The organism is Lysinibacillus sp. OF-1, from assembly GCF_028356935.1.
GTDB classification, from domain to species: domain Bacteria; phylum Bacillota; class Bacilli; order Bacillales_A; family Planococcaceae; genus Lysinibacillus; species Lysinibacillus fusiformis_D.
The window spans coordinates 437,426-462,530 of the sequence record NZ_CP102798.1 but is presented as its reverse complement, the minus strand read 5'-3'; the positions used below and the strand labels follow the sequence as shown (position 1 = coordinate 462,530).

At 36.2% G+C, this 25,105-nt stretch carries 22 protein-coding genes and 1 pseudogene; 16 read left to right on the top strand and 7 right to left on the bottom strand.

The features are described 5' to 3' along the window. Positions 1-109 precede the first annotated feature (109 nt). Entirely contained in the window at positions 110-943 is an 834-nt protein-coding gene (locus tag NV349_RS02215) for an oxidoreductase (protein ID WP_271912264.1), read from the bottom strand. Between the two features lie 230 nt (positions 944-1,173). Between NV349_RS02215 and NV349_RS02210 the strand changes: the two genes are divergently transcribed. From NV349_RS02210 to NV349_RS02190, 5 genes are all read left to right on the top strand, one after another. Next, on the top strand, positions 1,174-2,220 hold the full coding sequence (locus NV349_RS02210) for a PseG/SpsG family protein (protein WP_036117518.1): 1,047 nt from the start codon (positions 1,174-1,176) through the stop codon (positions 2,218-2,220). Positions 2,221-2,412: 192 nt separating this feature from the next. Then, a complete protein-coding gene (locus tag NV349_RS02205; RefSeq protein WP_036117520.1) occupies positions 2,413-2,598 on the top strand; it encodes an SE1832 family protein in 186 nt (61 codons plus the stop codon). Between the two features lie 34 nt (positions 2,599-2,632). Next, positions 2,633-4,198: an ABC-F family ATP-binding cassette domain-containing protein gene (locus tag NV349_RS02200; protein ID WP_036117522.1), complete on the top strand. Its 1,566-nt coding sequence runs from the start codon at positions 2,633-2,635 to the stop codon at positions 4,196-4,198. Between the two features lie 511 nt (positions 4,199-4,709). Continuing rightward, a complete protein-coding gene (gene spx / locus NV349_RS02195) occupies positions 4,710-5,114 on the top strand; it encodes a transcriptional regulator Spx (RefSeq protein ID WP_036117523.1) in 405 nt (134 codons plus the stop codon). Between the two features lie 22 nt (positions 5,115-5,136). Next, positions 5,137-5,583, top strand: a complete 447-nt coding sequence (locus NV349_RS02190) for a MarR family winged helix-turn-helix transcriptional regulator (protein ID WP_036117526.1) — start codon at positions 5,137-5,139, stop codon at positions 5,581-5,583. Between the two features lie 114 nt (positions 5,584-5,697). On the opposite strand, the gene NV349_RS02185 is transcribed toward NV349_RS02190, so the two are convergent. Next, positions 5,698-6,246 (bottom strand): RNA polymerase sigma factor, encoded by a 549-nt coding sequence (locus NV349_RS02185; RefSeq protein ID WP_036117528.1) that lies wholly within the window; start codon positions 6,244-6,246, stop codon positions 5,698-5,700. A 301-nt stretch (positions 6,247-6,547) separates the two neighbouring features. Beyond that, the gene (locus NV349_RS02180) at positions 6,548-7,678 is read right to left on the bottom strand and encodes a LuxR C-terminal-related transcriptional regulator (protein ID WP_271912256.1); all 1,131 of its coding nucleotides are present in this window, start codon (positions 7,676-7,678) and stop codon (positions 6,548-6,550) included. Between the two features lie 191 nt (positions 7,679-7,869). Between NV349_RS02180 and NV349_RS02175 the strand changes: the two genes are divergently transcribed. From NV349_RS02175 to NV349_RS02145, 7 genes are all read left to right on the top strand, one after another. Next, positions 7,870-8,625 (top strand): SDR family NAD(P)-dependent oxidoreductase, encoded by a 756-nt coding sequence (locus NV349_RS02175; protein ID WP_036117531.1) that lies wholly within the window; start codon positions 7,870-7,872, stop codon positions 8,623-8,625. A gap of 20 nt (positions 8,626-8,645) precedes the next feature. After that, a complete protein-coding gene (locus tag NV349_RS02170) occupies positions 8,646-9,389 on the top strand; it encodes an SDR family NAD(P)-dependent oxidoreductase (protein ID WP_271912254.1) in 744 nt (247 codons plus the stop codon). A gap of 141 nt (positions 9,390-9,530) precedes the next feature. Then, positions 9,531-11,132: a helix-turn-helix domain-containing protein gene (locus NV349_RS02165; protein WP_271912251.1), complete on the top strand. Its 1,602-nt coding sequence runs from the start codon at positions 9,531-9,533 to the stop codon at positions 11,130-11,132. A gap of 97 nt (positions 11,133-11,229) precedes the next feature. Continuing rightward, positions 11,230-12,207, top strand: a complete 978-nt coding sequence (locus NV349_RS02160; RefSeq protein ID WP_036117539.1) for an ABC transporter substrate-binding protein — start codon at positions 11,230-11,232, stop codon at positions 12,205-12,207. Continuing rightward, positions 12,207-13,250 (top strand): NAD(P)/FAD-dependent oxidoreductase, encoded by a 1,044-nt coding sequence (locus NV349_RS02155; RefSeq protein WP_170829840.1) that lies wholly within the window; start codon positions 12,207-12,209, stop codon positions 13,248-13,250. The genes NV349_RS02160 and NV349_RS02155 overlap by 1 nt, the downstream gene beginning before the upstream one ends. Before the next feature lie 185 nt (positions 13,251-13,435). Beyond that, the gene (locus NV349_RS02150) at positions 13,436-15,247 is read left to right on the top strand and encodes an AraC family transcriptional regulator (protein WP_271912248.1); all 1,812 of its coding nucleotides are present in this window, start codon (positions 13,436-13,438) and stop codon (positions 15,245-15,247) included. 478 nt (positions 15,248-15,725) lie between these two features. Beyond that, positions 15,726-16,319: a sce7726 family protein gene (locus tag NV349_RS02145; protein WP_271912245.1), complete on the top strand. Its 594-nt coding sequence runs from the start codon at positions 15,726-15,728 to the stop codon at positions 16,317-16,319. A 34-nt stretch (positions 16,320-16,353) separates the two neighbouring features. On the opposite strand, the gene NV349_RS02140 is transcribed toward NV349_RS02145, so the two are convergent. Further along, positions 16,354-17,259: a beta family protein gene (locus tag NV349_RS02140; RefSeq protein WP_271912243.1), complete on the bottom strand. Its 906-nt coding sequence runs from the start codon at positions 17,257-17,259 to the stop codon at positions 16,354-16,356. Positions 17,260-17,473: 214 nt separating this feature from the next. Between NV349_RS02140 and NV349_RS02135 the strand changes: the two are divergent. Together NV349_RS02135 and NV349_RS02130 are read left to right on the top strand one after the other, a co-directional pair. Beyond that, a pseudogene (locus NV349_RS02135) lies at positions 17,474-17,751 on the top strand (tyrosine-type recombinase/integrase); the annotation flags it as partial. A gap of 94 nt (positions 17,752-17,845) precedes the next feature. Then, a complete protein-coding gene (locus NV349_RS02130; RefSeq protein ID WP_271912241.1) occupies positions 17,846-19,228 on the top strand; it encodes a dipeptidase in 1,383 nt (460 codons plus the stop codon). Positions 19,229-19,282: 54 nt separating this feature from the next. Here NV349_RS02130 and NV349_RS02125 read toward each other — a convergent pair whose 3' ends face one another. Together NV349_RS02125 and NV349_RS02120 are read right to left on the bottom strand one after the other, a co-directional pair. Then, the gene (locus tag NV349_RS02125; protein ID WP_036117546.1) at positions 19,283-19,855 is read right to left on the bottom strand and encodes a nitroreductase family protein; all 573 of its coding nucleotides are present in this window, start codon (positions 19,853-19,855) and stop codon (positions 19,283-19,285) included. Positions 19,856-19,952: 97 nt separating this feature from the next. Beyond that, positions 19,953-20,447 carry an amidase domain-containing protein gene (locus tag NV349_RS02120; RefSeq protein ID WP_036117549.1) on the bottom strand — a complete coding sequence of 165 codons (495 nt, stop codon included), beginning with the start codon at positions 20,445-20,447 and terminating at the stop codon, positions 19,953-19,955. A gap of 181 nt (positions 20,448-20,628) precedes the next feature. Here NV349_RS02120 and NV349_RS02115 point away from each other — a divergent pair, with 181 nt between their 5' ends. Continuing rightward, positions 20,629-21,651, top strand: a complete 1,023-nt coding sequence (locus tag NV349_RS02115) for a DUF2804 domain-containing protein (protein ID WP_036117552.1) — start codon at positions 20,629-20,631, stop codon at positions 21,649-21,651. Between the two features lie 93 nt (positions 21,652-21,744). On the opposite strand, the gene NV349_RS02110 is transcribed toward NV349_RS02115, so the two are convergent. Next, on the bottom strand, positions 21,745-22,461 hold the full coding sequence (locus NV349_RS02110) for a glycerophosphodiester phosphodiesterase (protein WP_036117556.1): 717 nt from the start codon (positions 22,459-22,461) through the stop codon (positions 21,745-21,747). A gap of 157 nt (positions 22,462-22,618) precedes the next feature. On the opposite strand from NV349_RS02110, the gene helD reads away from it, so the two are divergent. Then, on the top strand, positions 22,619-24,847 hold the full coding sequence (gene helD, locus NV349_RS02105; RefSeq protein ID WP_271912236.1) for an RNA polymerase recycling motor HelD: 2,229 nt from the start codon (positions 22,619-22,621) through the stop codon (positions 24,845-24,847). Positions 24,848-25,105: the final 258 nt, after the last annotated feature.

The window sequence follows — 25,105 nt, the reverse complement described above, 5'->3', positions numbered from 1 at the left end:
CATCTTCTACAATAATATTGTAACAAATGAAAAGTAGCTCGCAAAGGTTTGTCGTAGCGATCGGGATAAATTCAGTCTTTAGACGGAACATTTACAAACCAAACCCACATTATTTTTTGTCCTGTTCACGATGTTGGAAGTGTACCTCCTTATCAATAACCGTTTCCTCCATCTTAAATTTATCTCGATTAATGATAACATCACGATTTACTTTCTCACCTTCTTCAAGCTTATCCCAATGAAATAGCGTCTCTCTTGAAGCATCCTCTTCTGGTATTTCAGGGTATTGTAATGTTGCTAGTTCATTGGATGGATAAATAGTAACAGGCTGCTTTTTACCGTATAGAGCAATGATAATCATCGCTTTGGCCACTTGTGAGGCTTCAATTGCTCTAGAACGTTTGAAAGGTCCAATTAATAAAGGTTGTGCAAATTTTAATAGCTTTTCTCCTGCCTTCTCTCCTAGACGGAATTCATCTCGATCTCCTACTAATAGTGAAGGTCGAATAATAGAGAGCCGTTGTAACCCTAACTCTACTAAATCATGCTCGAGTTTTCCCTTCACTCGATTATAGTAAAACGGAGAATTCTCATTAGCACCCATTGCAGTGATGACAAGAAAATGAGGGATCCCACGCTTTTTGGCTAAAGAAGCAATCGCTAATGGATATTCAAAATCAATTTTTTCGAACACCTCACGAGAGCCTGCTTTTTTTATGGTTGTACCTAAGCAACAATACAATTCATGGGCAAATTCAATATCCTTTTCCTCTATTCTATCAAAATCGCGAATTTTCACTTCTAACTTTGGATGCGTAAAGATTGGTTTTCTCCGTGCAATTATGGTTACTGAAACATATTCATTATTTTCACATAATTGCTCGACTAAAGAGGAGCCCGTTAAACCTGTCGCCCCTACAACAATCGCTGCACGCATGCTCATCCTTCTTCCCCCCTTCTACATAATGTCATGTTGTATGTATCTTTTCTATTCTTGATTTCACTATATATATCGACCATTTTTTTGATCATTAAAAAGTTATTTATAATCCCCCTCAAGATAGCTAATTGCAAGATTCCCTCAAAGTCATCGATTATCAAATCCTAAATTTTACACATACTTGCTCTTTCTTCGCCATAATTTAAAGAGACAGAGGAAAGGGTGGGATACATTTGCAAAAAGAAACACAAGCAATTGAACCAAAAAAAACGATTGTTTTCATTATTGAAAGCTGTATTGATAAAGGGCTGTATCCTTTTGAACGGGTTTCAACATTGGCTAAGTTACTTACGAATGAGAAAGTTTTTATATTTGTCAAGACTCCTTCAAATGATGGCATCCAAATTTTAATGAATGAAGGTCTTTCTCCAATTTTATTTGACCACTTTAACGAATTACCTAAGCAAATCAAAGGACTTCAACCTGATTTAATCGTTAGAGATGGCCGTAATTCTGAAGGCTGGCAAGTACAGGATTTACGACCTTTCTGCAAAACAATGATTCATTTTGATGATTTTGGTGAAGGTGGTCAAGCCTGTGACTGTGTATTACTAGCACTCTATCAAGAAGTGAAAGATTATTTACCATCGCATTATATTGGTGGAAGCTTTGTTTTTGCACTACCAGAGGCCTACCAACAATTTGATGATATTCCTGATAGTAAAACACCTGAAAATCCTCCTCATATCGTCGTTGCTTTTGAGGATGGGGACGAGCATAACTTAACCTACCGAACACTTCGACACTTAACACAGCTACAAATTCCACTACAAATTACAGTAATGATTGATGATAGCTATCGCCATGCAACGGATGATTTGCAAATGATGGTACTTAGTCGTCGCAATACGGCCATTCTCCGTGATAAAAACGCACTTCTCAAACTATTACCAAAAGCTGATGTCATTATTTGTAATGCTAATTATACGCCTTATAAAATTGCCTCTTATGGTGTGCCATGCATTACACTTGCACAAACTGAAGCTGAGCTTCTTCATGCTTTTCCTCGAGAGCATAATGGTTTTATTCATCTTGGACTTGGTCGTAAAATGAAGCAGTCTCAAATCCAAAATGCTGTCATGGAATTTCTATTACACGAGGCTCGCAGTGAACGAGCTGTAAGAAAACAACGACAACTCAATCTTGCTAGTAACAATGAAACACTCCAAGCATTACTCTTAGATTTTGCTTATGATCGACACAATATCGCTTCTACTTAGTGCTACTTCGAAGATGATTATGATACAATATATAAGAATTTTTCACTTCAACTCCTCTTATGGACGTTGGAATATAAGTAAATTCAACCAGTACCCGATTGATTTTAATGACTAAGCGGTGGGGGATTAGAAAAACCTCCATCGCTTTTACACGCATTCACGATAAAATATTCTCAAAAAGGAGTAATCATCATGCCAACAAAAAGCGATATTGAATACCAAATTAAAGAGTTAAAAATGGACTATATGAATTTACAAGGTGATATAGAAAAATTGGAGTCTACTGGGCACAACGATCAGGTAACAAAAGCCGAGGAACGCCTTGCGAATATGGAAGCCAAGTTAGCAGAACTAAACAAGCAGCTCGCAGCACTTTAAAATGTAAACAAGATGGACAGTTGGAGGAACATATATGGCAATATTAACAGTTGAAAATTTAGGTCATTCTTTCGGTGATCGTACACTCTTTAAAGATGTATCATTTCGATTAGTAGAAGGTGACCACATTGGTCTTGTAGGAGCTAATGGTGTAGGTAAATCGACATTAATGGGCATTATTACAGGACAAACGATTCACGATACAGGAAAAGTAGAGTGGCTTCCTGGTACACACTATGGTTATCTCGACCAACATACAGTACTGACTGCTGGTAGAACAATGCGTGATGTTTTGCGTGATGCCTTTTTACCATTATATAAAAAAGAAGAAGAACTTAATGAAATTACAGGTAAGATGGCAGAAGCTACACCTGAGGAATTAGAAGTACTGTTAGAACAAATGGCAGAGGTTCAAGACGCACTTGATGCAGGAGATTTCTATTCATTAGATATGAAAATTGAAGAGGTTGCACGTGGACTAGGCCTTGATGCTATTGGCTTAGAACGTGATGTAGCTGCACTTTCTGGTGGACAACGCACAAAGGTCCTACTAGCTAAGCTGTTACTAGAAAAACCAAAAGTACTTTTACTAGATGAGCCGACGAACTATCTCGATGAGGAACATATTACTTGGCTGAAAAGCTATTTAAAGAACTATCCATACGCCTTCCTCTTAATTTCACATGATACAGAATTTATGAATGAAACGGTGGATGTCATCTTCCAACTTGAGTTTTCAAAATTAACTCGTTATACAGCAACATACGAAAAATTCCTAGAGCTTGCTGAAATCAATAAACGTCAACATATTGATGCTTATGAGAAGCAACAGGAATTCATTAAGAAACAAGAGGACTTTATCGCTAAAAATAAAGCACGTTACTCCACTACTGGTCGTGCAAAATCTCGCGCCAAGCAGCTTGATCGTTTAGAGCGAATTGACCGCCCAGAAACAGCGGTAAAACCTGAATTCGGATTTAAAGAAGCACGTTCTTCCAGCCGCTATGTAGTAGAGGCAGAGAACTTGGTCATTGGGTACGATAAAGACAAGCCATTACTACCCCCACTATCTTTTGCTATTGAACGAGGAGAAAAGATCGCTCTAGTTGGCATGAATGGTGTGGGTAAGTCCACATTATTAAAAACAATGCTAGGTAAAATTAACCCTCTTGATGGGAAAGTCATTCGAGGTGATTACCTGTATCCGTCTTACTTTGAACAAGAAGTAAAAGCAGAAAAAATAACACCAATTGATGATGTTTGGAATGCCTTCCCTTCGATGGAGCAGGCTCAAGTACGTGCAGCATTAGCAAGAGCGGGTCTAAAAACCGACCATATTACACGTCCATTGAATTCTTTATCTGGTGGAGAGCAAGCAAAAGTTCGTTTATGTAAATTAATGATGGAAGAAGCGAACTGGCTTCTTTTTGACGAACCGACAAACCACTTAGATGTCGATGCGAAAAATGAATTAAAACGTGCCATGAAAGAATTTAAAGGCACTATTGTACTGGTAAGCCACGAACCAGATTTCTATGATGGCCTCGCAACAAAAGTCTGGAACGTTCAAGATTGGTTCACTTCTGGACAACAAAGCTAAGACCAGCTCATTTTAAGAGCAGTTCCCACATGTTATGGGACTGCTTTTTTTATTTTTTTCAAACTTCTATGTATAATTGACCACATTTAAACATACTATAATCAGTGGACTAACTATTTTACTCCTACTTCCAATTAATGCTCTCCTACGAGATCAGCATATTCATCTAGTAGTCCCTATTAATTCGTCATCAATTACCTACAGTTTTTTTAGAAGTTACATAATAGTCACTTCCTGTAATAACGGTTCACTGAGTTGCCACGCTGGCCTCTCTTCAAAATCTGTAATATCAGCTGAAACTTACATCATTGTAAGCAGAAAGAACGAAACTTTTTACTCTTCTCTTCGTATAATTAAATAGAATTGAAAAAATATTAATTTGATTGAGAAATTCTTTCAATTAACTATTGATTTATATATAGCTTACTAGTAAGATATATATATAAACTATATAACTTACTGATAAGCTATTTATAAAATATAATCTAATACAGAAAGCGAGGAATGAAGAATGACAGTTACAATTTACTCACAAGCGAGCTGTTCTTCATCCAGAAAAGCACTTAAATGGTTAAAAGATCACAATATTGAATATAAAGAAAAACGTATCACATCTCACCCTCTTACACTTGCAGAATTCAAAGAAATTCTAAGCATGACTGAAGATGGTACAGATGAAATCATTGCAACAAACTCAAATGACTTTAAAAACTTAAATATCGACATCGACCAACTTTCTATCCAAGAGCTATACGCTATTATTCAAGCACACCCAAGAATGTTGCGTAGCCCTATTTTAATAGATGAAAAACGTATTCAAGTTGGTTACAATGAGATGGACATCCGTCGTTTTATCCCACGTAAAGTACGTGCTTACGAATTAAATGCGATGACAAGATTGGCACAAGAAAGTTAAAACAGTTTTGGAGATGACCTCTATGGATCAAGAAAAACAAAAAGCCATTACCTCGTTGTTTGAAGTCGTTTCATCTATTGAGCGTAAGTGGGCAAACGAGTGGAATAATCATAATGTGCTCGGCTTTTCAAAATCCCATATTTTAATTTTAGACTACTTATCGCAGGAGGGCCCAAAACGCCCTTCTGCTATTGCTGAGCGGTTAAAAGTAACAACTGGTGGTGTTACCGTTTTAACAACAAAGCTGATTAATGCTGGCTTTATTGAAAAAACACAGCATGCCACAGATCGACGAGCCTCACAACTAGTTATTACTACAGAGGGTGAGAACATCTTAAAAGAATCGCGTCAACAAGTGAGTGAAATTATTAACAATATGTTTGGTATGCTCACAGCTGAAGAACTGCAAACATTACGAACGATTTTTTCAAAATGTCTATTAGATGTTGAATCTAATCGGTCAGAATAAAGAGCACAAACTAAAAAGATGCATCGCAACTATTTGCGAGTGCATCTTTTTTTTAGATTAATCGACCGAATACTTCCGCCTAAGTACTTGTGGTGTGCGACCAATCTGTTTTTATTATGCTGGTAGCACAGATTCCACAATTGCTGTATCAGACATGAGCATTTCTTTTAATCGAGCCTTTGCACGGAATAAACGAGATTTCACAGTACCAATAGAAACCTTCATAATTGTAGAGATTTCTGCAAGTGAATATTGGTCTATGTAGAAATACCATAAAGTCTTTCTATAAATAGCATCTAATTGCTCCATTTTATCCTGTACGAGTTTTGTTACAATATCCTTTTCAATTTTTTCTTCCGTCGAAATTTCATTATTGGGAACCAAATCTAAAATCGGTACGTCTAATGTTTCAGGTTGGTTCATCATATATTTGCTTCGACGTACTTTTTTACGATAGCGATCTCTAAATGTATTCATTGTAATAGTTGTCAGCCAAGCTTTAATATGCTCTACCTCGGCAACGCTGTCTTCATAGCGTACAACCTTTACCCATACTTCTTGCATTAAATCTTCAGCCTCTACATTATTGCGAGTTAGTTTCAAACATAAGTGATATATATAACGATTGTATTCCTCGTATACGCCTTCTAATTTTTCATTCATTGTGTATGCCTCCGCTTCTTGTTCTTGCTTCTATACACATTCTCGCAAAATAATGTATTACACTCTATCGCATTGGCTTTCAATTTCATTACAATCGTGTAAGCTTAATCGCTTTTGCTTGTAATATTCGTAAAAATTGTTTTACTACTATATTACTTCTCCTACTAAAAATCACTTTATAACAATACTTCCCTATTTTTAACATTATATATTAAATAGCGTTTATTATCAGAAAATTAAAGACGCATTTTTCGGTTTATAAAGACACAAAAAATGCACTCCTAGCAGAAGTGCATTTATGCTAGCTTAACAGCCCTAGACGAAAGGCGGAGGCAACGACCTGTGTACGGTTCTTTGCTTTAAGCTTTGTCATGAGACTGCTAACATAATCCCTGACCGTATGCTCACTTAAAAATAATAAACCACCAATTTTTTTATTATCATATCCTTCAGCAAGCAAGCCAAGAATCATCGACTCCCGTTCTGTTAAATGAAGCTCTGTGTTTTTTTCTACCTTCTCGCCCTTACGTGATAAAAATAAACCTAGACGCTTCCCTACTTCTTCAAGAAGTGATAATTCTTCCTTTGTACAATCAAATTCCTCGCCTAGCTGATCAAATGTTAGCCATCCAAATAATTGGTCTCGCCTCATAATAGGAATAAAGATGATGGAGGATAAATTAAATAATTGAATATGCTCCTCTTTTACGTAATTTTTAGGATTTTTCAAATAAATAGGTTTTCTTGAACTAAGTATAGCGTTTTCCCCATTCAACTGCCCTTTCATACTTTGCACTTTAGGAAGTTCCGCCCCAATAACCCCGTAAAATTGGTTGGACCATGGAACATATGCATAAAATACGCATCTTTTATAACTAAAATACTCTTCACATTTTTTTAAAATATAGGCTAAATCCTGATAGCCTGAGGAACTGATCAGCAATTTATCTAGCTTATCTAATAACTGTAAATACCGCAACTCTTGATTTTCAGTAGATCCGTTACTTCTTTTGTCATCTCCCTCACAGTCATCGTAAAGCTGTACGAGAAACGTAAATAACGATAATACATACATTAAGATGGCATTCGTTCGGCTACTCTTTTGTTGAATCATAAAGGTAATCAATGATTTCTCAAAAATTAATTGGAATAAATTAAAGCTCTTCCGATCGATTATAGATAACTGTGCCTGAAGCCACGTATTAAAAAAAGACTTATCACCATCATTTAGTTCATCAATGTTCGTATATGTCATCAAACGCAAAAATGAATCCAGTAGCATCGCTGCCCTTTTTCGATCTTCTTCGGCTATAGAAGGTGCTAAATTGAGGTAAATATTGACATTTTCTTCAATTTGTTGATGATGAATTTTAATAAATAACACAAACTCTTGTAATGTTACTTCTTCAATTGACTGAAATGGATGCGTCATAGGAAATTCTTCTCCTTCACACTAACAATACCCTATAAATGGAGGATATTCACTTACTATATTATACAGCATCTTATAGGATAGTATTTCAAATTGAAAAGAGTAAGATGAAAGTATCGCTAAACAATGCGAATACTTTTGAATCCCAAGGTAACCATATAACCAGAAATAATGAAAGGTGCGTGCTTGAAATGAGACTGGAAAATAAAGTAGCCATTATTACAGGTGGAGGTACAGGAATCGGGAAAGAAACGGCACTATTATTTGCTAAAGAAGGAGCAAAAGTAGTTATTACTGATATAAATGAACAATCTGGTAACGACACTATCCGCGATATCCAAGCAATTGGCGGTGAAGCATTATTTGTACATCATGATGTTAGCAATGAGGAAGACTGGAAAAAGGTCGCAGATGAAACAATCAAAACATTTAACAAAGTAGATATTCTTTTCAATAATGCAGGTATCTATATCATTAAACCACTTGCAGAAATCGAGCTTTCTGATTGGAATCGCTTAATGTCCATCAATGTGACTGGTGTCTTCCTAGGTATGAAATATATTATGCCACTTATGGCTAAACATAATAAGGGCTCAGTTATTAATGCCTCTTCCATCGCTGGCTTAACAGGCGCTGCTGGACACGTATTATACGGAGCAAGTAAAGGTGCCGTTCGCATTATGACAAAAGATGCTGCAATGGAATATGCTCCATATGGCGTACGCGTCAATTCGATCCATCCTGGCTATATTGATACAGGTATGGCAGACTATGCATCAGCAACAACTGGAAGCACTAAAGATGAATTAGGAAAAAATTTATTCCCATTAGGACGTTTAGGCTCTGTTAAAGAAGTAGCGCAAACCGTATTATTTTTAGCTTCTGATGAATCTTCGTTCTCAACAGGTGCAGAATTCGTCATTGATGGCGGAGCAACAGCAAAATAACAATAAAGGTGGTCATTGAAATGAAACTAAAAGATAAAGTAGCAATCGTTACAGGTGGGGCCAGTGGTATCGGTGAAGCCACAGTTCGTCTCTTTGTACAAGAAGGCGCTAAAGTAGTTATCGCCGATTTTTCAGATCGTGGACAAATTGTTTCTGACGAATTAAATACCAATGGTTTTGATACACTCTTCGTAAAAACAGATGTAACTAGCGAAGAAGATATTCAAAACATGATTAAGGAAACCGTTACTAACTACGGTAAACTTGATATTATGTATGCCAATGCAGGTGTAGCTGACGATGCACCAGCACATGAGCTTTCTTTCGAAAAATGGAAAAGAACGATTGATATTAATTTATCAGGTGTATTTCTTTCTGATAAATATGCCATTGAACAGTTTCTTGCACAGGGAACTGGTGGTGTCATTGTCAACGCTGGCTCTATTCATAGCTTTGTTGCCTTGCCAAACCCTACAGCCTACTCCTCTGCAAAGGGTGGCGTAAAATTATTAACGCAAAATCTATGTACAGCTTACGCTAAACAAGGCATTCGCGTAAATGCAGTATGTCCTGGCTATATCGACACTCCTCTACTAGCTGAAGTCGATGCGCAAAAGAAAGAATATTTAGCGTCCCTTCATCCACAAGGTCGCCTTGGTAAACCAGAAGAAATTGCAAAAGCTGTTCTCTTCTTAGCAAGCGACGACGCAAGCTTTGTCAATGGTACAACGCTTCTTGTTGATGGCGGGTATACTGCTCATTAATTTTAGTAAGATCTGATTTCAATGTTTTCTAGAAATCAGATTTTTTTTATTTACTATAAGATATCGCACTCTTATATTCCTACTCGCACAATATTTGTTATTCTAATACATAGCTATACTTTACATTGAAGAGGTGTTCCTATGTATCAATCACATCAATCTTGGTTTGCGCAATGGCAAGCTACACACCGTATTACGAATGGATGGATAAAAGGTAGGACTGTCCATGTTATGACAAATAATGCACTCATTTTAATTACAGATGGGCAAGCTTCATGGAGTATAAATGGTCGGGTACAACATGTACACCTAGGCAATTTATTAGCCGTTGAGAAGAATTCTGTTGTCGAGATACTGGACAATAGCAATTATGCATTAGCCGGATGGATCATTTATTTTGACATATATGACCTCACTACTCATACCCTTAGTGAACGGCAACCTATTCTTGAAAATGAATCCCAAATGACCAAAATTCCTGAGGTAGTATTGGCTACGATTAGCCGTGATTTAATGGAGCCTATAGATCATACTTCAAACACTTCCATCATTATGAATCAATATATTTTATACACCTTACTAAAACATGTATATCAGCCGCAAAATAACGAAAAACTCACGGTCGAAAATAAATTACAACTATCAATTGAATATATACATAACCATTACAATGAATTGATTACAAGAGAACAATTAGCTAATAGTATCGGTATTAGCCCATGGCACTTTTCTCGAAAATTTAAGGAGCAATATGGCTTATCTTTATCAGAATATCTAGCAACTTATCGCATTTATCGTGCACAGGAGGCTTTACTCACTACTTCAGCACGCTCACAGGACATTGCTAAAAATGTCGGCTTTGAAGATGCCCATTACTTTAGTAGACGATTTAAAGCAATAGTTGGCGTCTCTCCAAAAAATTATATAAAATCAATTGCTCAGCAGCGGATATGTTTTTTATCTCCCCTGTATGCTGAGATTGCACTGGCACTAAACATTATCCCTCATAGTGTAGTGATTACTGCTTCCCTAGTGCCCAGTTATCAACGGGCATTATTTAACTCCCATCAAATTCATACTATGGATATGGGGCATTACATCATTGATATTGACCAAATTCAACGCCAACAGCCTACATTAATTATTGGCAATATACTAGATGATCAAATTAAAAATGAATTACGTGAAATTGCTCCTGTTATTAGTGGATTACCAAATGAAATGACGAGCTTAATCAACTATTTCGGGACACTATTTCACTGTGAGGAGCAAGCAGCTTCATTAATTAACGAATCTCTTACTAACGTTAAAAAGTATAAACAGGACTTAGCAAATGTTCTACGAAGAAAACCTACGCTAGTATATTTAAGGGTTGAGCATTTTGGTTATCGATATATCGGTGAAAGATCATGCGAGATTGCTCGGCTACTCTATAACGAACTCGATCTTTCTATGCCTCCAAATTTACAAGGGAAAGAATATAGCTTTAATGACTTGTCACTAGGAGATTTATTACAGGCCAACCCTATTTTTTTATTGCTAGAAAAACGAATAATGGATTATTTCAGCTCTGAGGAAAATATGAAAAACTTACTAAATAGTGATCAATGGAACATGTTAGATGCTGTTAAAAACAATCGTATTCTTTTCGTTGATACGTCACTTGGACTAAACAACTGTGGTATTTTTGGAAAACCTATTATTCTACAAAATCTCTATCAATTTTTTAAAGAACAACACTAAAGTCCAATTGAATAAACACAATCCTCTATGGTTTCTCTTTCTCTAATTTGCTAACATTTGAAAATGATAATCATTATCAAAAAAGGAGATTAGAGAAATGTTTAAAAAATATTATGCTTTCTTACCATTGCTAATGATGGTTTTCGCTTTGGCTGCATGTAATAGTGAGCCAACGGAAGACAATCAAAACACACAGTCATCAGAAGAAACAGCGGCTACTACCAAAACCGTTAAAGGACTTTTCGGCGATGTTACGATCCCGACAAATCCTAAAAATATGTTAGTGTTTAACTCTAATTATGCAGAGTTTTTACTATCTATTGACATTGTGCCCCAAAAAGTTTTAGTGGTAGATGAAATAGAGCCTGACTATCGTCCAAAGCTTTTTAAAGAAAATAATGTAGAAATGATTAATACCCCTCAATATGAAGAAAATTTAGAGCAAATACTTTCATTGGCTCCTGATTTAATTGTCGTGCAAGGGAATGTGATCGATGCTAAAAAATATGAAGAGCTAAGTAAAATAGCCCCTACCCTTGCCGTGGATGCCAATGGTTCTATAGAAGAAGCACTTCCTGCATTAGGTAAAGTTTTTGAGAAAGAAAAAGAAGCTGAAGCAACCCTGACTGCTTACAATAACAAAGTGACAGAAGCTAAAGAAAAACTACAACAAGCCATTGGCGATAAAACAGTCATGGTATTAAGGGTTGAACCAAAACAGTATCGCTTCATGGGCGCTAAAGCAGAGGGACCAGGTAGTGGTTTAATCTATCGTCAGCTAGGATTAAAAATTCCAGAACAATTAGCAGATTCAGAAGATTGGTTTACACCGTTATCTCTTGAAATCTTACCAGAAATTAAACCAGACTATATTTTCGTTGAAAAGAGAGTGTTAGAAAATTATAGCAGTGATGAATCGATGAAGAGTTTAGAAGATAGTCCGCTATGGCAATCCATGGAGGCTGTACAGAATGGTCGCGTGTTCCCATTAGATACAAAGGATTATGCAGTTGGACTAGGTCCTATTGGCACAGAACTACTAATCGACTATATTGTTGAAAAGTTGGTGCCCTAATGTCAATAAATGAACAAGACATTTATGACGTAACAATTATTGGTGGTGGACCAGCTGGCATGTATTCCGCATTTTATAGTGGGATGCGCGAAATGAGAACAAAAATTATTGAGATTAAGCATGAGCTCGGTGGTTTTATGAGAACGTATCCAGAAAAGCTAATTTGGGATGTAGGTGGTGTTGAGCCTGTTCGCTGTGAAGAAATAATAAATGCACTTATTACTCAAGCGAAAACATTTGATCCAACCATCGTTTATGGGCAAGAAATTGTTGGCATGGAACAGCGGGAAGATAAAATTTTTGAGTTAATTGCTAAAACAGGAGAACGTCATTTTAGCAGAACGGTCATTTTAGCAGCAGGTCGTGGTATTACCAAAATTCAAAAGTTAAATATAGAAGGAGCAGATCGTTACGAATTAACTAATTTACACTATACAGTTACGGATAAATCTAAGTTTGCCAATAAACGTGTTTTAATTTCAGGTGGTGGTGACTCTGCTGTGGAATGGGCGATTGCCATTGCACCAATTGCTAAGGAAGTCATTGTTGTTCATCGTCGAGAAGATTTCAAAGCGTTTGAATCATCTGTTTCGCAAATGAAGCAAGTTGCCACATCACTAGTCCCCTATGTTGTGACTAGTTTGCACGGCAACAACACCAAAATAGAACGGGTTACTGTCCAACATGTTACATCTGGTGAGAGCACACAATTTGAAGTCGATGAAATAATTGTTAATCACGGCTTTGAACGATCCTTCTACGGTCCTATTATGGAATGGGGCTTTGAATGTGAAGAATATGGTATATCTGTTTCGCCTAAAATGCACACAAGTATTCCAGGCATATTTGGTGCTGGTGATTTTATTACTCACCCTAGTAAGGTTCGCCTGATAGCTGGTGCGTTTAATGATGCCATTCTAGCCGTTAATAGTGCGAAGCTATATTTAGATCCTACCGGAGTCGATATGGCTGGTGTATCCTCTCACAATGACCGCTTCGCTGAAAAAAATGAGAAAATTATACAACGCTATATGTCTAATTAAATAGAAACATCTTGCATAACTGCACTTCAAATGATTAGAGTCAATCTAATCATTTGAATGCAGTTTACTTTTTTTCGTATGTTTTTAAGAAAATTTTCACTTCTACGATACAAGCATCTATTTGAGAATCATTATCATTAATTGTATTATCGTAATATAACCTATTGAAAGAAGTGAACCATCAATTGAAAAACCTTACTTTAGCAGATTGGGACTCGGCAAAATTAACCATTATACATATATCTAAAAATCCACAGTTAATGCCTGTCATTACTTGTAACTGTATTTTCGGTTTTATTGCTCAAGGGTCCGGCGAATGGGAATTACATCATACTCCCCTTTTACACCATAAAAACATCTTTTTGATTGTTCGTGACCCTATAAACATACATGTCACGCAGGAACCATCTTCAGAATGTCTATGGATCTATTGTAATGTTTCTTTTGATAACACAATATCTGAGCCCTTAGAGCCTCTCATTTTTTATGATGCACCGAAGCATTGGTTAACATTAATAGATAACATAAACACACAATGGGAAATGCACACTGATGCTAGTAAATATAAGACAAAATTATACTTAGCAGAATTAATCTATGAAATGTATACACTAGATTCAAATAGATTGCATGAGGAACAGTTAACCTCTCAAACATTAGATTATATAAATAAGCATTTTCATGAAAATTTATCGCGTCATACAATTGCAGAAAAAATGAATTACAGTGTATCTTATCTTTCTAAACAATTTAAATATCAAACTGGTTATGGTCTAATTGATTATTTATTACATACTCGTATCAAACATGCAAAGCGGCTTTTAGTTGAAACACATCATTCAATCCAAGAAGTTTCGAAGCAAATTGGTTACGAAGATTCTTCTTACTTTACTCGCCTATTTAAAAAACATACTGGGTTAACGCCTGGCCAATATAAAAGATTATATTTACCCACTTCTCTAGTGTTGAATAATCCTAATTTTGAGCTAAAATCCTCCGATGTATTCAATCAAGGACCTTTATATAATGATAATTGTTATCAATATGAAGGAGGCTTTTTACCAATGAAATTCAATTGGAACCATACTATAGTAGCTTCATTTGTTTTATGTGCTGCTTTATTATTAACAGCTTGTACAAACAACGACACTACCAAAGAATCAGAGGAAACAATGGTTTATCACTCCATCAATGGTGATATTACGTATAAAAAAAATCCGCAACGTATTGTTACTGATTTTTATTTAGGTTACTTACTTGCTTTAGATGTCAAACCAGTTGGTTCGAATGAAGCACAGCTAAAAAACCCTTATATTCCTGAAAAAGATAAAAAAGAAATTGAGGTGATCGGAGACTCTATAGAAAAAGTACTTTCATTAGAACCTGATTTAATTATTACAGGTAATAAAGAAATGTATGAGCAGCTTTCTAAAATTGCACCTACCATCTATATTGAATACGAAGAAAATATACCTAAACTCATTAAAGAATTTGGTATTATTTTAAATCGAGAAAATCTTGCCCAGGAGTGGCAAAAAAACTATCAACAACAAGTTCAAACCGCTCGCCAAAAAATTGCTCGTATTATTAAGCCTGAAGAAACAATAACTGTTATGGATATACTGGATGGTAAAGGAACCATCACTATTTATGGCGATGGTTATACAGGGTATCCTGTTTATACGGGATTAGGCTTACAAATGGCGCCAGCTGTAAAAGCAGAAACTACTATAAAAACCCCATGGGTACAAATTTCTTCAGAAAAAATTTCAGACTTTGTAGGGGACCGTGTTATCGTTGCAAGAGCGGCCGACACGCCTAAAGTCGACTTTACAACGGCTCCTGTATGGAAAAGTTTAGATGTTGTTAAAAATAATGAAGTGTACGAAATAGATAATTTCAAATTTTGGTTTACAGATCCCATTTCTGTTATTGGTCAAATGAACGATCTAACTGACTTATTTATCGAGCGTGCCAATGATAAGAAAACAAAATAAGGCGAACTTTTTATAGTTCCAATGGTTTATATTACCGTTTCCCAAGTGTGGCAAAGCTCTCTCTTATAGACTTTGTCACATTTTTCTTAACAATCTACTTTACTCTATATCATCATTCGAACTTGATTGAAAAGTTTTAGAAAATGACTAGTAAACTCCTCCCAAATAAAAATAGCAGTGGCTCTGATATGACGGCACTTCCCTACCACATTATGTTATACTATTTCTATTATTTTCAGGGTGCAAGGTATTACATCAATAAGCAAGAAAGCCTTATGTATCAACGGTTTAACGGTAATCTAGTATCATCAGGAATTGCAAGATAATGAATATAATAGTTTGCTTTGGGGCAAGATTGAAATATATTAAATTTAGCTTGGCGGCGAGTGTATAGGATTGGGATCAATAAAAGTCAATTTTTATTTTACTTTAAAATTTCAAGCTCTAAAGTTAAAATACTTACTAAGGAGTGTTTTGTATGATGAAAGTTGATGAAAAAGAAATGCGAAATGCACTTATAAATCGTTTAAATGGTTATAAAGAGTGCTATATATATGAGGAATTCACTGTACCCTCTGGAAAAGCTAGGGCGGATGTAGTTGCGGTAAATGGCCATGTTATTGCATATGAAATCAAGAGTGATTACGATTCATTAAAGAGATTAGAGACACAAATTTTAGAATATGATTTAAACTTTGAGATGAATTATATTGTAACTGGAAAAAAGTTATTACAAGAAGCAGAACAAATCATACCTAATTATTGGGGTATAATTTTAATAGAAAAAAACTCTAATGGTAAATTAAAAATTAGTTTTGAACGTAGAGCAAAATTGAATCCATATCTTTCTTTCGAGAATTTTGTTGCACTATTGACTGCAGAGGAAGTGAAGAAAGTTGCAATTGGTCAACCTGCAGTAACGAATAAATACAGTAAACTTCAAATTCGAAAGTTTTTTAAGCAAGACTTAGTAAAATTGTTAAATGAACATCTTTCTTTAAACAAAAAGAGGGAAATTAAACATCTTATTAGGCTAACATTGAAATCAAAAACAAATGAAATCGCAAACTGAAAATAGGTGCTTTGATAGGCACCTATTTTTTAATTTAGAGATTTTCATTAATACACATAACAAGATGTTTATTAATACCTAATGATGCCCACACTGACGGATTCCCACTATTCTCCCCACTAATATGAACATCTTGAATATATTTATCTGCCCAACAAGATTGCGCGTCAAAAGTCCTAGCTTTACTTACAATCGTATCACATACACTTACGAAATTATAATTTCCTCGTCTTAACCCGTTTCGAACAAACCAATATTCGTTTTCTAATGTATATTTAATTTGTACAATTGCTCTCCCTCCACTTGAAATTACAGGACTTACTGTTGAATAATCACTAAAAATGATGTTTACACCAGTCTTTTCTTTTATTTGATTAAAAACATCTAATTCAAACCTTTGTAATTTATAATCTGTTGATGCATTTTCAGGTACAGAATTGGGTATAGCCCCACTGCAAATAATGTAATTTTTTTCTCCCAATATATCTATTATTCTTGTTACAATACTGAGAGTTTCATCAGACAGAATTTCTTTCACAGCTTCAAAATCAAACATAATATTTTTAGGAAATTTCAAGTTATTCGCCTGAACCCATTGAACAAAAAATTCATTCAACAAATTTTTTGGAATTTTAACATAATCGAATTTTTCTGTAGGCCAACTTGTTATACAATTTTCAATTGAGTAATTAATATAAAAATGTTGAAAATCAGCTAATAAAACATTTTCCTCTAATTCTCCAATTTCATCTGCATCTAAATCTCTTGTGTCTAAAATCACCTTAGAGTTAAATTTATCTTTTATTTGTTGTAATGATTCTATCGAAGAATCTTTTAGAATAATATTAGGAATGAATAAGTTAGAATTAACATGTCTTGCTTCTAACATATCTAACGCTCTTAATTCCCCCTGTTTCTGTCGCAAAGTAGAAATGTACATTACTAAAACCCCTTCCATTTATTTTATATAATGTTAATCTAATAAGTTAAATATTTCAAATAAAAAGTTAAATAAGTACTATTCCTTATTTAACATAACGTTACTATAAGTTCATATATTTTAGTTAAACACTCTCAATATGTCAGTATATTTTATCTTTCGACAATTTAATTGATTAACAAAAAAAGACTATATGTTAGTTATACACGCTGCAGATCCGATCGTTCCGACAAGTCCTATTTATGCATTTAATAAAATTTTAGATCGGACTGGACTGCCAAAAACAACGATACATGGTTTACGGCATACACATTGCACTTCTTGTTAAACCGTGGACTTAATGTGAAAGTTATTGCTGAACGATTAGGCAATACACCAAAAATGATAATGGATGTATATGGCCATGTTCTAAAGGAATTAGAAGAAGAATCTGTTTCGTTATTCAGCCAAACTTTACAGGCTAGTGGGGCTAAAATTGGGGCTAAGCACTAATAAAAACGTTTGAAACCATTGCTATAGCAAGATTCCCCTTCCACATTATGCTATACTATTTCTATTATCGAAATATTGGAAAGAGGGATGCTAAATGACAAATTTACAGCAATTAGATGCTTATTTTGCAGAACATCGTGAGGCACATTTAAATGAACTGAATGAATTTTTACAAATTCCAAGTATCAGTTCTCTATCTGAGCATAAAGAAGATATTCAACAGGCAGCACAATGGCTAGCTAATGCGTTTGAAAAACTAAATCTTGAAAATATCTCTATTACACAAACAGCTGGGCACCCTGTTGTCTATGCGGATTGGTTACATGCTGAAGGGAAACCAACTATTTTATTTTATGGTCATTATGATGTACAACCTGTTGATCCATTAAATTTATGGGATAGCGAGCCGTTCAATCCTACGATTCGTGACAATAAATTATTTGCCCGTGGAGCGAGTGATGATAAAGGACAAGTGTTTATGCATTTAAAAATGATTGAGGCACTCTTTGCAACAACAGGGACTTTACCAGTCAATGTCAAATTCATTTATGAAGGCGAAGAAGAAATCGGCAGTCCGCATCTACCTGCTTATGTTGAAGAACATAAGGAAAAACTCGCAGCAGATTTAATTTTAATTTCTGATACGGGCCTTTATGGTCCTGGTAAGCCTGCGGTATGCTATGGATTACGTGGCTTAACAGGCATTCAAATTGATGTTCGTGGAGCTAAAGGAGATCTACACTCTGGTCTTTACGGTGGCGGCGTCCAAAATGCTATCCATGCATTGGCTGAAATTTTAGCATCCTTCCGTGATGAGCATGGAACGATTCAAGTTGAAGGCTTCTACGATAAAGTATTGCCACTATCAGAAGAAGAACGTGAAGCTTATTTAGCACTTGGCTTTGATGAGGAATCAGTTAAACAGGAAGTTGGCGTAAAAGAATTATTCGGTGAACAAGGTTTTTCTTATTTAGAACGCACTTGGGCTCGTCCAACACTAGAGGTTAACGGTGTATTTGGTGGCTTCTCTGGTGAAGGCATCAAAACGGTTCTACCTGCGGAAGCTGGTGCTAAAATCACATGCCGTCTTGTTCCAAATCAAGAGCCTGACGAAATTGTAGCACTATTAAAAGCCCATGTTGAAAAACATAAACCTACTGGTGTGGAAATCAATATTTCTGAATTTGATAAAGGGCGTCCATTCTTAACACCTTTCGATCATCCATTTATCCAAGCAGCTGGACGTTCCTATGAAAAAGTGTATAATGTACCAACTGCATACACACGTGGCGGAGGATCTATCCCTATTGTAGCTGCCTTTGATGAAATTTTAGATTTACCTGTGGTGTTAATGGGCTTCGGCTTATCAAGTGAAAACTTCCACGCACCGAACGAACACTTCCATTTAGAAAACTTCGATAAAGGCTTACGTGTGTTAAGTGATTACTTATACGAGGTTTCTGATTTACAAAAATAAATATCGTCCCATTAAAAAATCCCCTCACTTTTAAAGTGAAGGGATTTTTTTCGGTTATTCACCAAAAATCGTCACTATTTCAGCTGATTGTTTACGTTCCTTGCCTTTCGGTACTTCATCAAAATAACCCATTTGTAGCATGGCAATGACACGCTCACCTGGCTGAACCTTTAAAGCTTCACGGAATTTCGGATTATCTAAGAAGCCTGGCGTTTTCCAGCAAGAACCAATGCCTCTATCCCACGCAAGCAGTTGTATATTTTGAATAAACGTACTTGCAGCTGCATAATCTTCTAAACGTTCTTTTTGACGAGCATCCTCTGGTACGATTACAAAAGCATAGCCACCTGGTAATGTAAATTTCATCATTTGCTTCGCTAAATCTTCACTTGAAAGCTCCTGCCATTTTGGAATTGTCAGGTCGCGTAATAGCTGGTGTAGGTCTGCTAATTCCTTTCCACAGGCTACTACTAAACGCCAAGGCTCACGGTTACCGTGATTTGGTGCCCAGACAGCATCATCGATAATAGCCATCAAATCCTCACGATCTACAGGCTGACCATTAAACTTTTTAATGGAACGACGTTGAATAATTGCATCTCTAACCGATAAAATTTGTTCGCTCATATTTCTATTCTCCTTCTACCATAAGACAACATATTAGAGTTGGTCTCTTCTATCTTTCACATTATCACAAAATGATATGCTTTAAAACTATCTCTTCTTAAGCAAAGCTGTCATCTATATGATAGAAAAAGTAAGTCATACTCGGTGTATAGGCAGTGGAATCCTCGTAAAAATAAGGTCGATTAATACTATCCGAAGTATGGGCATTGACATAGGGAATACCATTTTGAATACTTGTGACAATAACGGAGTGATCAATTCTCCCATTTCCTTGAAAATCATAAAAAATGACATCCCCAAGCTCTAGCTCCTCTGCCGATTGAACACGCCTACCCTTCAATCCAGTTGTAGATCCCTCTAAATACCACCTTAATGAATGAGCCACAGACCAGCTAAAGCTCCAATTCCCTTGTTGAATCCACCAACCTTTATCTCTACTCGGTGCGCCACGCATTGGTGCGCCACCCGCAAGTAAGCATTGAGATATATAGTTTGTGCAATCTACATCAAAGTTTGGAAAAGCTGGGTTGCGTCTGTTCCACCATAAATTAGCATATTGAACTGCAGCCTGCCTGTTATACATTTTTGCCATACATCTCCTCCTCATGCCATCATATGTCTATTCATGACTTTCTATTAGTTAGGTCCTTACTCATATTCTTATTGAAATCAATTATATTCAGCATGTTCCTTTCCATTTTCAAGAACATTTTTGCTACAATAAAGAGTAATACAATGCAGATTTTATTTTATGACTGGAAGGGATGTTAATTGTGAAGCAGCATGCTGAGAAAGAAATTTTACAGCCTACTCTTTTATGCGATAAAAAAGGTAATTTAAATCCAGCAGCCATCGGATTTGCACGTAAGCCCCTTATTAACAGCAATTTAAGCGGCCATCTCATGCGCAAAAAGAAATGGAACTATTGGTGTATCTATGGTGACGAAATCTTGTTTTCTGCTACGATTAGTCATTTAGATTATGCTGCTGTCTGCTTTGTTTATTTCCTTGAATATGAAACACAGCGCTATTTCGAAAAAACGATTACCATTCCCTTCGGTGGTAAATTAAAAATGCCGACACAGGTTTTAGAATCCGTCTCATTTAAAAATAGCGAAATGATGATTGATCTATTATATATACAAAATGAAACGCATCTATCGGTGTCCATACCAGACTTTGATGGTGATGTTTTACGTGCAAAGCTTATCGTCCAACATCCCCCAACTGATGAAACCTTAAATGTTGTCATCCCTTGGAATCGCAAAACATTTCAATTTACAGGCAAGCATCATATACTCCCAACTTCAGGTGTTGTCACAATTGGTACTCGCCGTTATAATTTTTCGGCCGAAGAGAATTTTGCAGTGTTAGATTATGGACGAGGTGTATGGCCACGCCAAGCATTATGGAATTGGGGAATGGCCTCTCAGCGAGTTCGAGGAAGACGGATTGGACTGAACTTAGGAGGTAAATGGACAGATGGTACTGGCATGACTGAAAATGCTGTTTTTGTTGATGGTAAAATGACCAAAATACATGAGGATCTTTTGTTTCAATATGATTCTGGAGACTATATGCAACGTTGGAAAGTAAAAACGAAATTTTCTAATCAGGTTTCATTAACCTTCTCCCCTTTTTTTGAACGTGTTGCTCAAACTAATGCCAAATTAGTTAAATCGGAGGTACATCAACTATTTGGCTATTACGATGGCTCCATTTTACTCGACAATGGTGAAACACTTGTTATTCAACAAATGCTCGGATGTATTGAAGAACATCGTGCGAAATGGTAGAACGGATCTTCTAGAAGACGTCGCTTTCCGTGGGTATTACAAAAATGCTACTTATTCCACGGAAGCTTTTTGTCTCCTAGCCCCTTCCTTGCTCTAATTAAGGGCCTGTAATATTTTCTCTGGGTCATCAGTAAATATCGCCTGTATACCTAGTTGCTGTAAATAGCGAGCATCACGTTGATCATTAACAGTATACACACGGACAGTTGCTCCTTCAGCGAGAGCTAGTTTAACTGATTTACGAAATGATGTTGGTAAACTTACATGTAACGCTTTAGCTGGAATAAGAGCAATGTAAGAAGTAAAATCTACTAACACTTCTGCAAACAGCGCCGCACTTTCTATATAAGGTGCTATTTTTGATACTGTTTGCAATGATTCATGATTAAAAGATGAAATGATTACTCTTTCAGTCATTTGCTGTGCAGCCACTTCTTTGAGTACGAGCGCTTCAATCCCTTCATATGAAATAATATCTGTTTTCAGTTCAATATTAATACGATGGTTGGTACCTGCAAAAAGCTCTAACACTTCCCCTAACGTAGGGATTGTTTCATCTCCGAACTCTGGAGAAAACCACGAACCAAAGTCAAATGTACGCAATTGCTGTAATGTAAAATCTTTTACATAGCCTGAACCATTGGAGGTACGATTAATGGTTTCATCATGAATGACCACTACCTCTTTATCTGCGGTTAAATGAACATCCAGCTCTATCCCTGCTATAGGAAGCTTTGATGCTGCTTGAAAGGCTGCCATCGTGTTTTCTGGATAGTTTATCGAAACACCTCTATGTGCAAAAATGTCCAAAATCATTAACCTCCTCTATTATCATTTAAAGAAAAACTTTCCAACCCCAATGTAATAGTAGCATAATTAACTATTTAGCTTTCACTTGATGGTAAATATTATATATAGTAGTATGATAATCTACTTTGAAATTGTAAGTACCTAGGAGGTGCTAAAAATGACTGTACAACATCCGGATTTTCAGGCTGAGGTAGAGCGGTTAACCTATACCCAAAGTTATATGCAACAAATATTAGACGAATCACAACGAGATCTACAATCCGCTCAAGAAAATATCCGCAAGTCCATGGCTGACCTTGATTACTTAGATTCGAGTTTAAGTTATTTAAATATCTTAACAAACGCCAGATTCTTTGAAATGGCTCGTAATCAAAAAGAAGGTCTAGAAGCCGTTCGGAAAAAGCCCTATTTTGCCCGAATCCATTTCCAAAAGACAGGTGATCCTGAAGAATTCCTTTATATTGGGAAAACCTCACTATTTCATCGTGAAACCCATGAACCCATTATTGTTGACTGGCGCTCACCCGTAGCCAATGTTTATTATGATGGACGTCTTGGTGATATGGAGTACGATGTCCGTGGAGAAGTTCATAAAGGACATCTCTTTGCTAAAAGACAATATAAGATCGAGAACAGCGAATTACTCGATATACGGGATATTGATCTAACAACAAACGATGAACTCCTACAAGAAGCATTGGCTGGGAAAGCAGATGTTCGTTTAACTGAAATTGTCTCGACAATCCAAAAGGAACAAAATGAAATTATTCGAGCACATCTTCGTCAACCAATTATTGTACAAGGTGCAGCAGGTAGTGGAAAAACAACTATCGCTCTCCACCGAATATCTTATTTCCTCTACACAATGGGCGAGCATTTTAATCCTGAACAGCTCATGATTTTAGCACCGAATAAGTTATTTATTGATTATATAGGTGATGTTTTACCAGAGCTTGGTGTCGATAAAATATGCCAAACTACTTTTACAGACTACGTTCTTGCTGCCACTAAATTAAAATTAAAGCTTCAAAATCCAAATGAGCAATTAGAATTGCTCGTTGCTGGTGGAAATCATCAGCCTACTGCGTGGATCGCTGAAGTGAAAGGTTCACTTTATTATCGTGATGTCATTGAGCGCTATATCCAGAAGCTGGAGCAAGAAATCGCGCAACAATTCGAAGATGTTTATATTGAAAAATACTGTATTATGCGAGCTGCTCATCTAAAGAAACTGTTTTTATATGAGTTTTCTTATATGCCAATTGAAAAACGCCTTGCACATATAAAAAAGGTGTTAGCTAGCCATGTCCGCCAAAAAAAACAGGCTGTCTTAGCTACACTCCATAAAAAATATGATGAAGCATTGGGTAAAGCCTTAAATGGTATACGGGATGATGAAAAGCGTCGACGTGTTGTCACAAAATTTATCGATGAACGCGACGAACGAATTCCAGCAATAGAAAAAGAAACGAAAACAACTGCAACTGCCTATATGCGTCGCTTTCCTAAACATAACATTAAAACACTTTATCGCACCCTTCTTACCGACGCCAAACTTTTAACAGAGCTAGCTCCTGAATGGCATTATCTTGAACAACAGCAATTTTTGCAGGCACATCGTAAAGAACAATGGGCACTCGAAGATTTAGCCGCACTATACTATTTACAAGCACGTCTAAAAGGCATCCCAGATGAATGGAAAATGCGTGTTGTCTTTATCGATGAAGTACAAGATTATAGTTTGTTTCAGCTTGCTGCTTTAAAAACAGGTCTTGATACAGACATGTTTACAATGGTTGGCGATTTAGCTCAAGGAATTCATAGCTATCGCTCATTAACTGCCTGGGAACCTGTCCAAAGTTTATTTCCTCGTGCAAGCTTCCGAACATTGCAAAAAAGCTATCGAACAACCATTGAAATTATGGAAGTCGCTAATCAAATTTTAGCGCAAATGAATGAGCAGCTACCGCTGGTTGAGCCAGTTGTTCGTCACGGTAATGTGCCAAGTTTTATTCAAGCAGATCAATTTGATGCCTTAAAAATTAAAGAAATTTTTGAAGCTATTCGTCAACATGGTCATCGATCTATCGCTTTAATTTGCAAAACTACTGCTGAAGCCATTTCGATGCAACATACATTGAAAGACAACAAAATTGCCTCACAGCTGCTAACAGAAAATGAATCGATTAATCAGGAAATGTTGCTTGTTGTACCAAGTCATCTTGCTAAAGGGCTTGAGTTTGATGCCGTCATTGTAGCTGCCTTTGAAACACCCTTTTACGATACAATAATTGATCGGAAACTACTGTATGTAGCTCTCACACGAGCAATGCATGAACTCTATTTAATTGGCCCATCCAAAAATACATTTTTATTAGAAAATTAAAAAGTCGCTAGAAGGCGACTTTTTCATTCATCATCAGTTTCTTGGCGGCAATCGATAAAACTTCCCTTTCGATAAATAAGCTTTAACTACTTTCCACCATGATCTAGGGGCTTCCTTTGGAGGAGACTTCTTTTTTGGCAATGCTGGCATGCGCATGATCACGACTCCTTTCTTAAAGCTTATTAATACTATATGAAGATAGTAGGTAATTATGATAAAAAACGAGCGAGGAGTTGATGTTAAATACCACTCCTCGCC

What these genes read in the sequence shown, in the direction of transcription:
- NV349_RS02215 (WP_271912264.1), bottom strand. Translation starts at nt 943, where the DNA reads ATGAGCATGCGTGCAGCGATTGTTGTAGGGGCGACAGGTTTAACGGGC.
- NV349_RS02205 (WP_036117520.1), top strand. Translation starts at nt 2,413, where the DNA reads ATGCCAACAAAAAGCGATATTGAATACCAAATTAAAGAGTTAAAAATG.
- NV349_RS02200 (WP_036117522.1), top strand. Translation starts at nt 2,633, where the DNA reads ATGGCAATATTAACAGTTGAAAATTTAGGTCATTCTTTCGGTGATCGT.
- spx (WP_036117523.1), top strand. Translation starts at nt 4,710, where the DNA reads ATGACAGTTACAATTTACTCACAAGCGAGCTGTTCTTCATCCAGAAAA.
- NV349_RS02190 (WP_036117526.1), top strand. Translation starts at nt 5,137, where the DNA reads ATGGATCAAGAAAAACAAAAAGCCATTACCTCGTTGTTTGAAGTCGTT.
- NV349_RS02185 (WP_036117528.1), bottom strand. Translation starts at nt 6,246, where the DNA reads ATGAATGAAAAATTAGAAGGCGTATACGAGGAATACAATCGTTATATA.
- NV349_RS02180 (WP_271912256.1), bottom strand. Translation starts at nt 7,678, where the DNA reads ATGACGCATCCATTTCAGTCAATTGAAGAAGTAACATTACAAGAGTTT.
- NV349_RS02175 (WP_036117531.1), top strand. Translation starts at nt 7,870, where the DNA reads ATGAGACTGGAAAATAAAGTAGCCATTATTACAGGTGGAGGTACAGGA.
- NV349_RS02170 (WP_271912254.1), top strand. Translation starts at nt 8,646, where the DNA reads ATGAAACTAAAAGATAAAGTAGCAATCGTTACAGGTGGGGCCAGTGGT.
- NV349_RS02165 (WP_271912251.1), top strand. Translation starts at nt 9,531, where the DNA reads ATGTATCAATCACATCAATCTTGGTTTGCGCAATGGCAAGCTACACAC.
- NV349_RS02160 (WP_036117539.1), top strand. Translation starts at nt 11,230, where the DNA reads ATGTTTAAAAAATATTATGCTTTCTTACCATTGCTAATGATGGTTTTC.
- NV349_RS02155 (WP_170829840.1), top strand. Translation starts at nt 12,207, where the DNA reads ATGTCAATAAATGAACAAGACATTTATGACGTAACAATTATTGGTGGT.
- NV349_RS02145 (WP_271912245.1), top strand. Translation starts at nt 15,726, where the DNA reads ATGATGAAAGTTGATGAAAAAGAAATGCGAAATGCACTTATAAATCGT.
- NV349_RS02140 (WP_271912243.1), bottom strand. Translation starts at nt 17,259, where the DNA reads ATGTACATTTCTACTTTGCGACAGAAACAGGGGGAATTAAGAGCGTTA.
- NV349_RS02130 (WP_271912241.1), top strand. Translation starts at nt 17,846, where the DNA reads ATGACAAATTTACAGCAATTAGATGCTTATTTTGCAGAACATCGTGAG.
- NV349_RS02125 (WP_036117546.1), bottom strand. Translation starts at nt 19,855, where the DNA reads ATGAGCGAACAAATTTTATCGGTTAGAGATGCAATTATTCAACGTCGT.
- NV349_RS02120 (WP_036117549.1), bottom strand. Translation starts at nt 20,447, where the DNA reads ATGGCAAAAATGTATAACAGGCAGGCTGCAGTTCAATATGCTAATTTA.
- helD (WP_271912236.1), top strand. Translation starts at nt 22,619, where the DNA reads ATGACTGTACAACATCCGGATTTTCAGGCTGAGGTAGAGCGGTTAACC.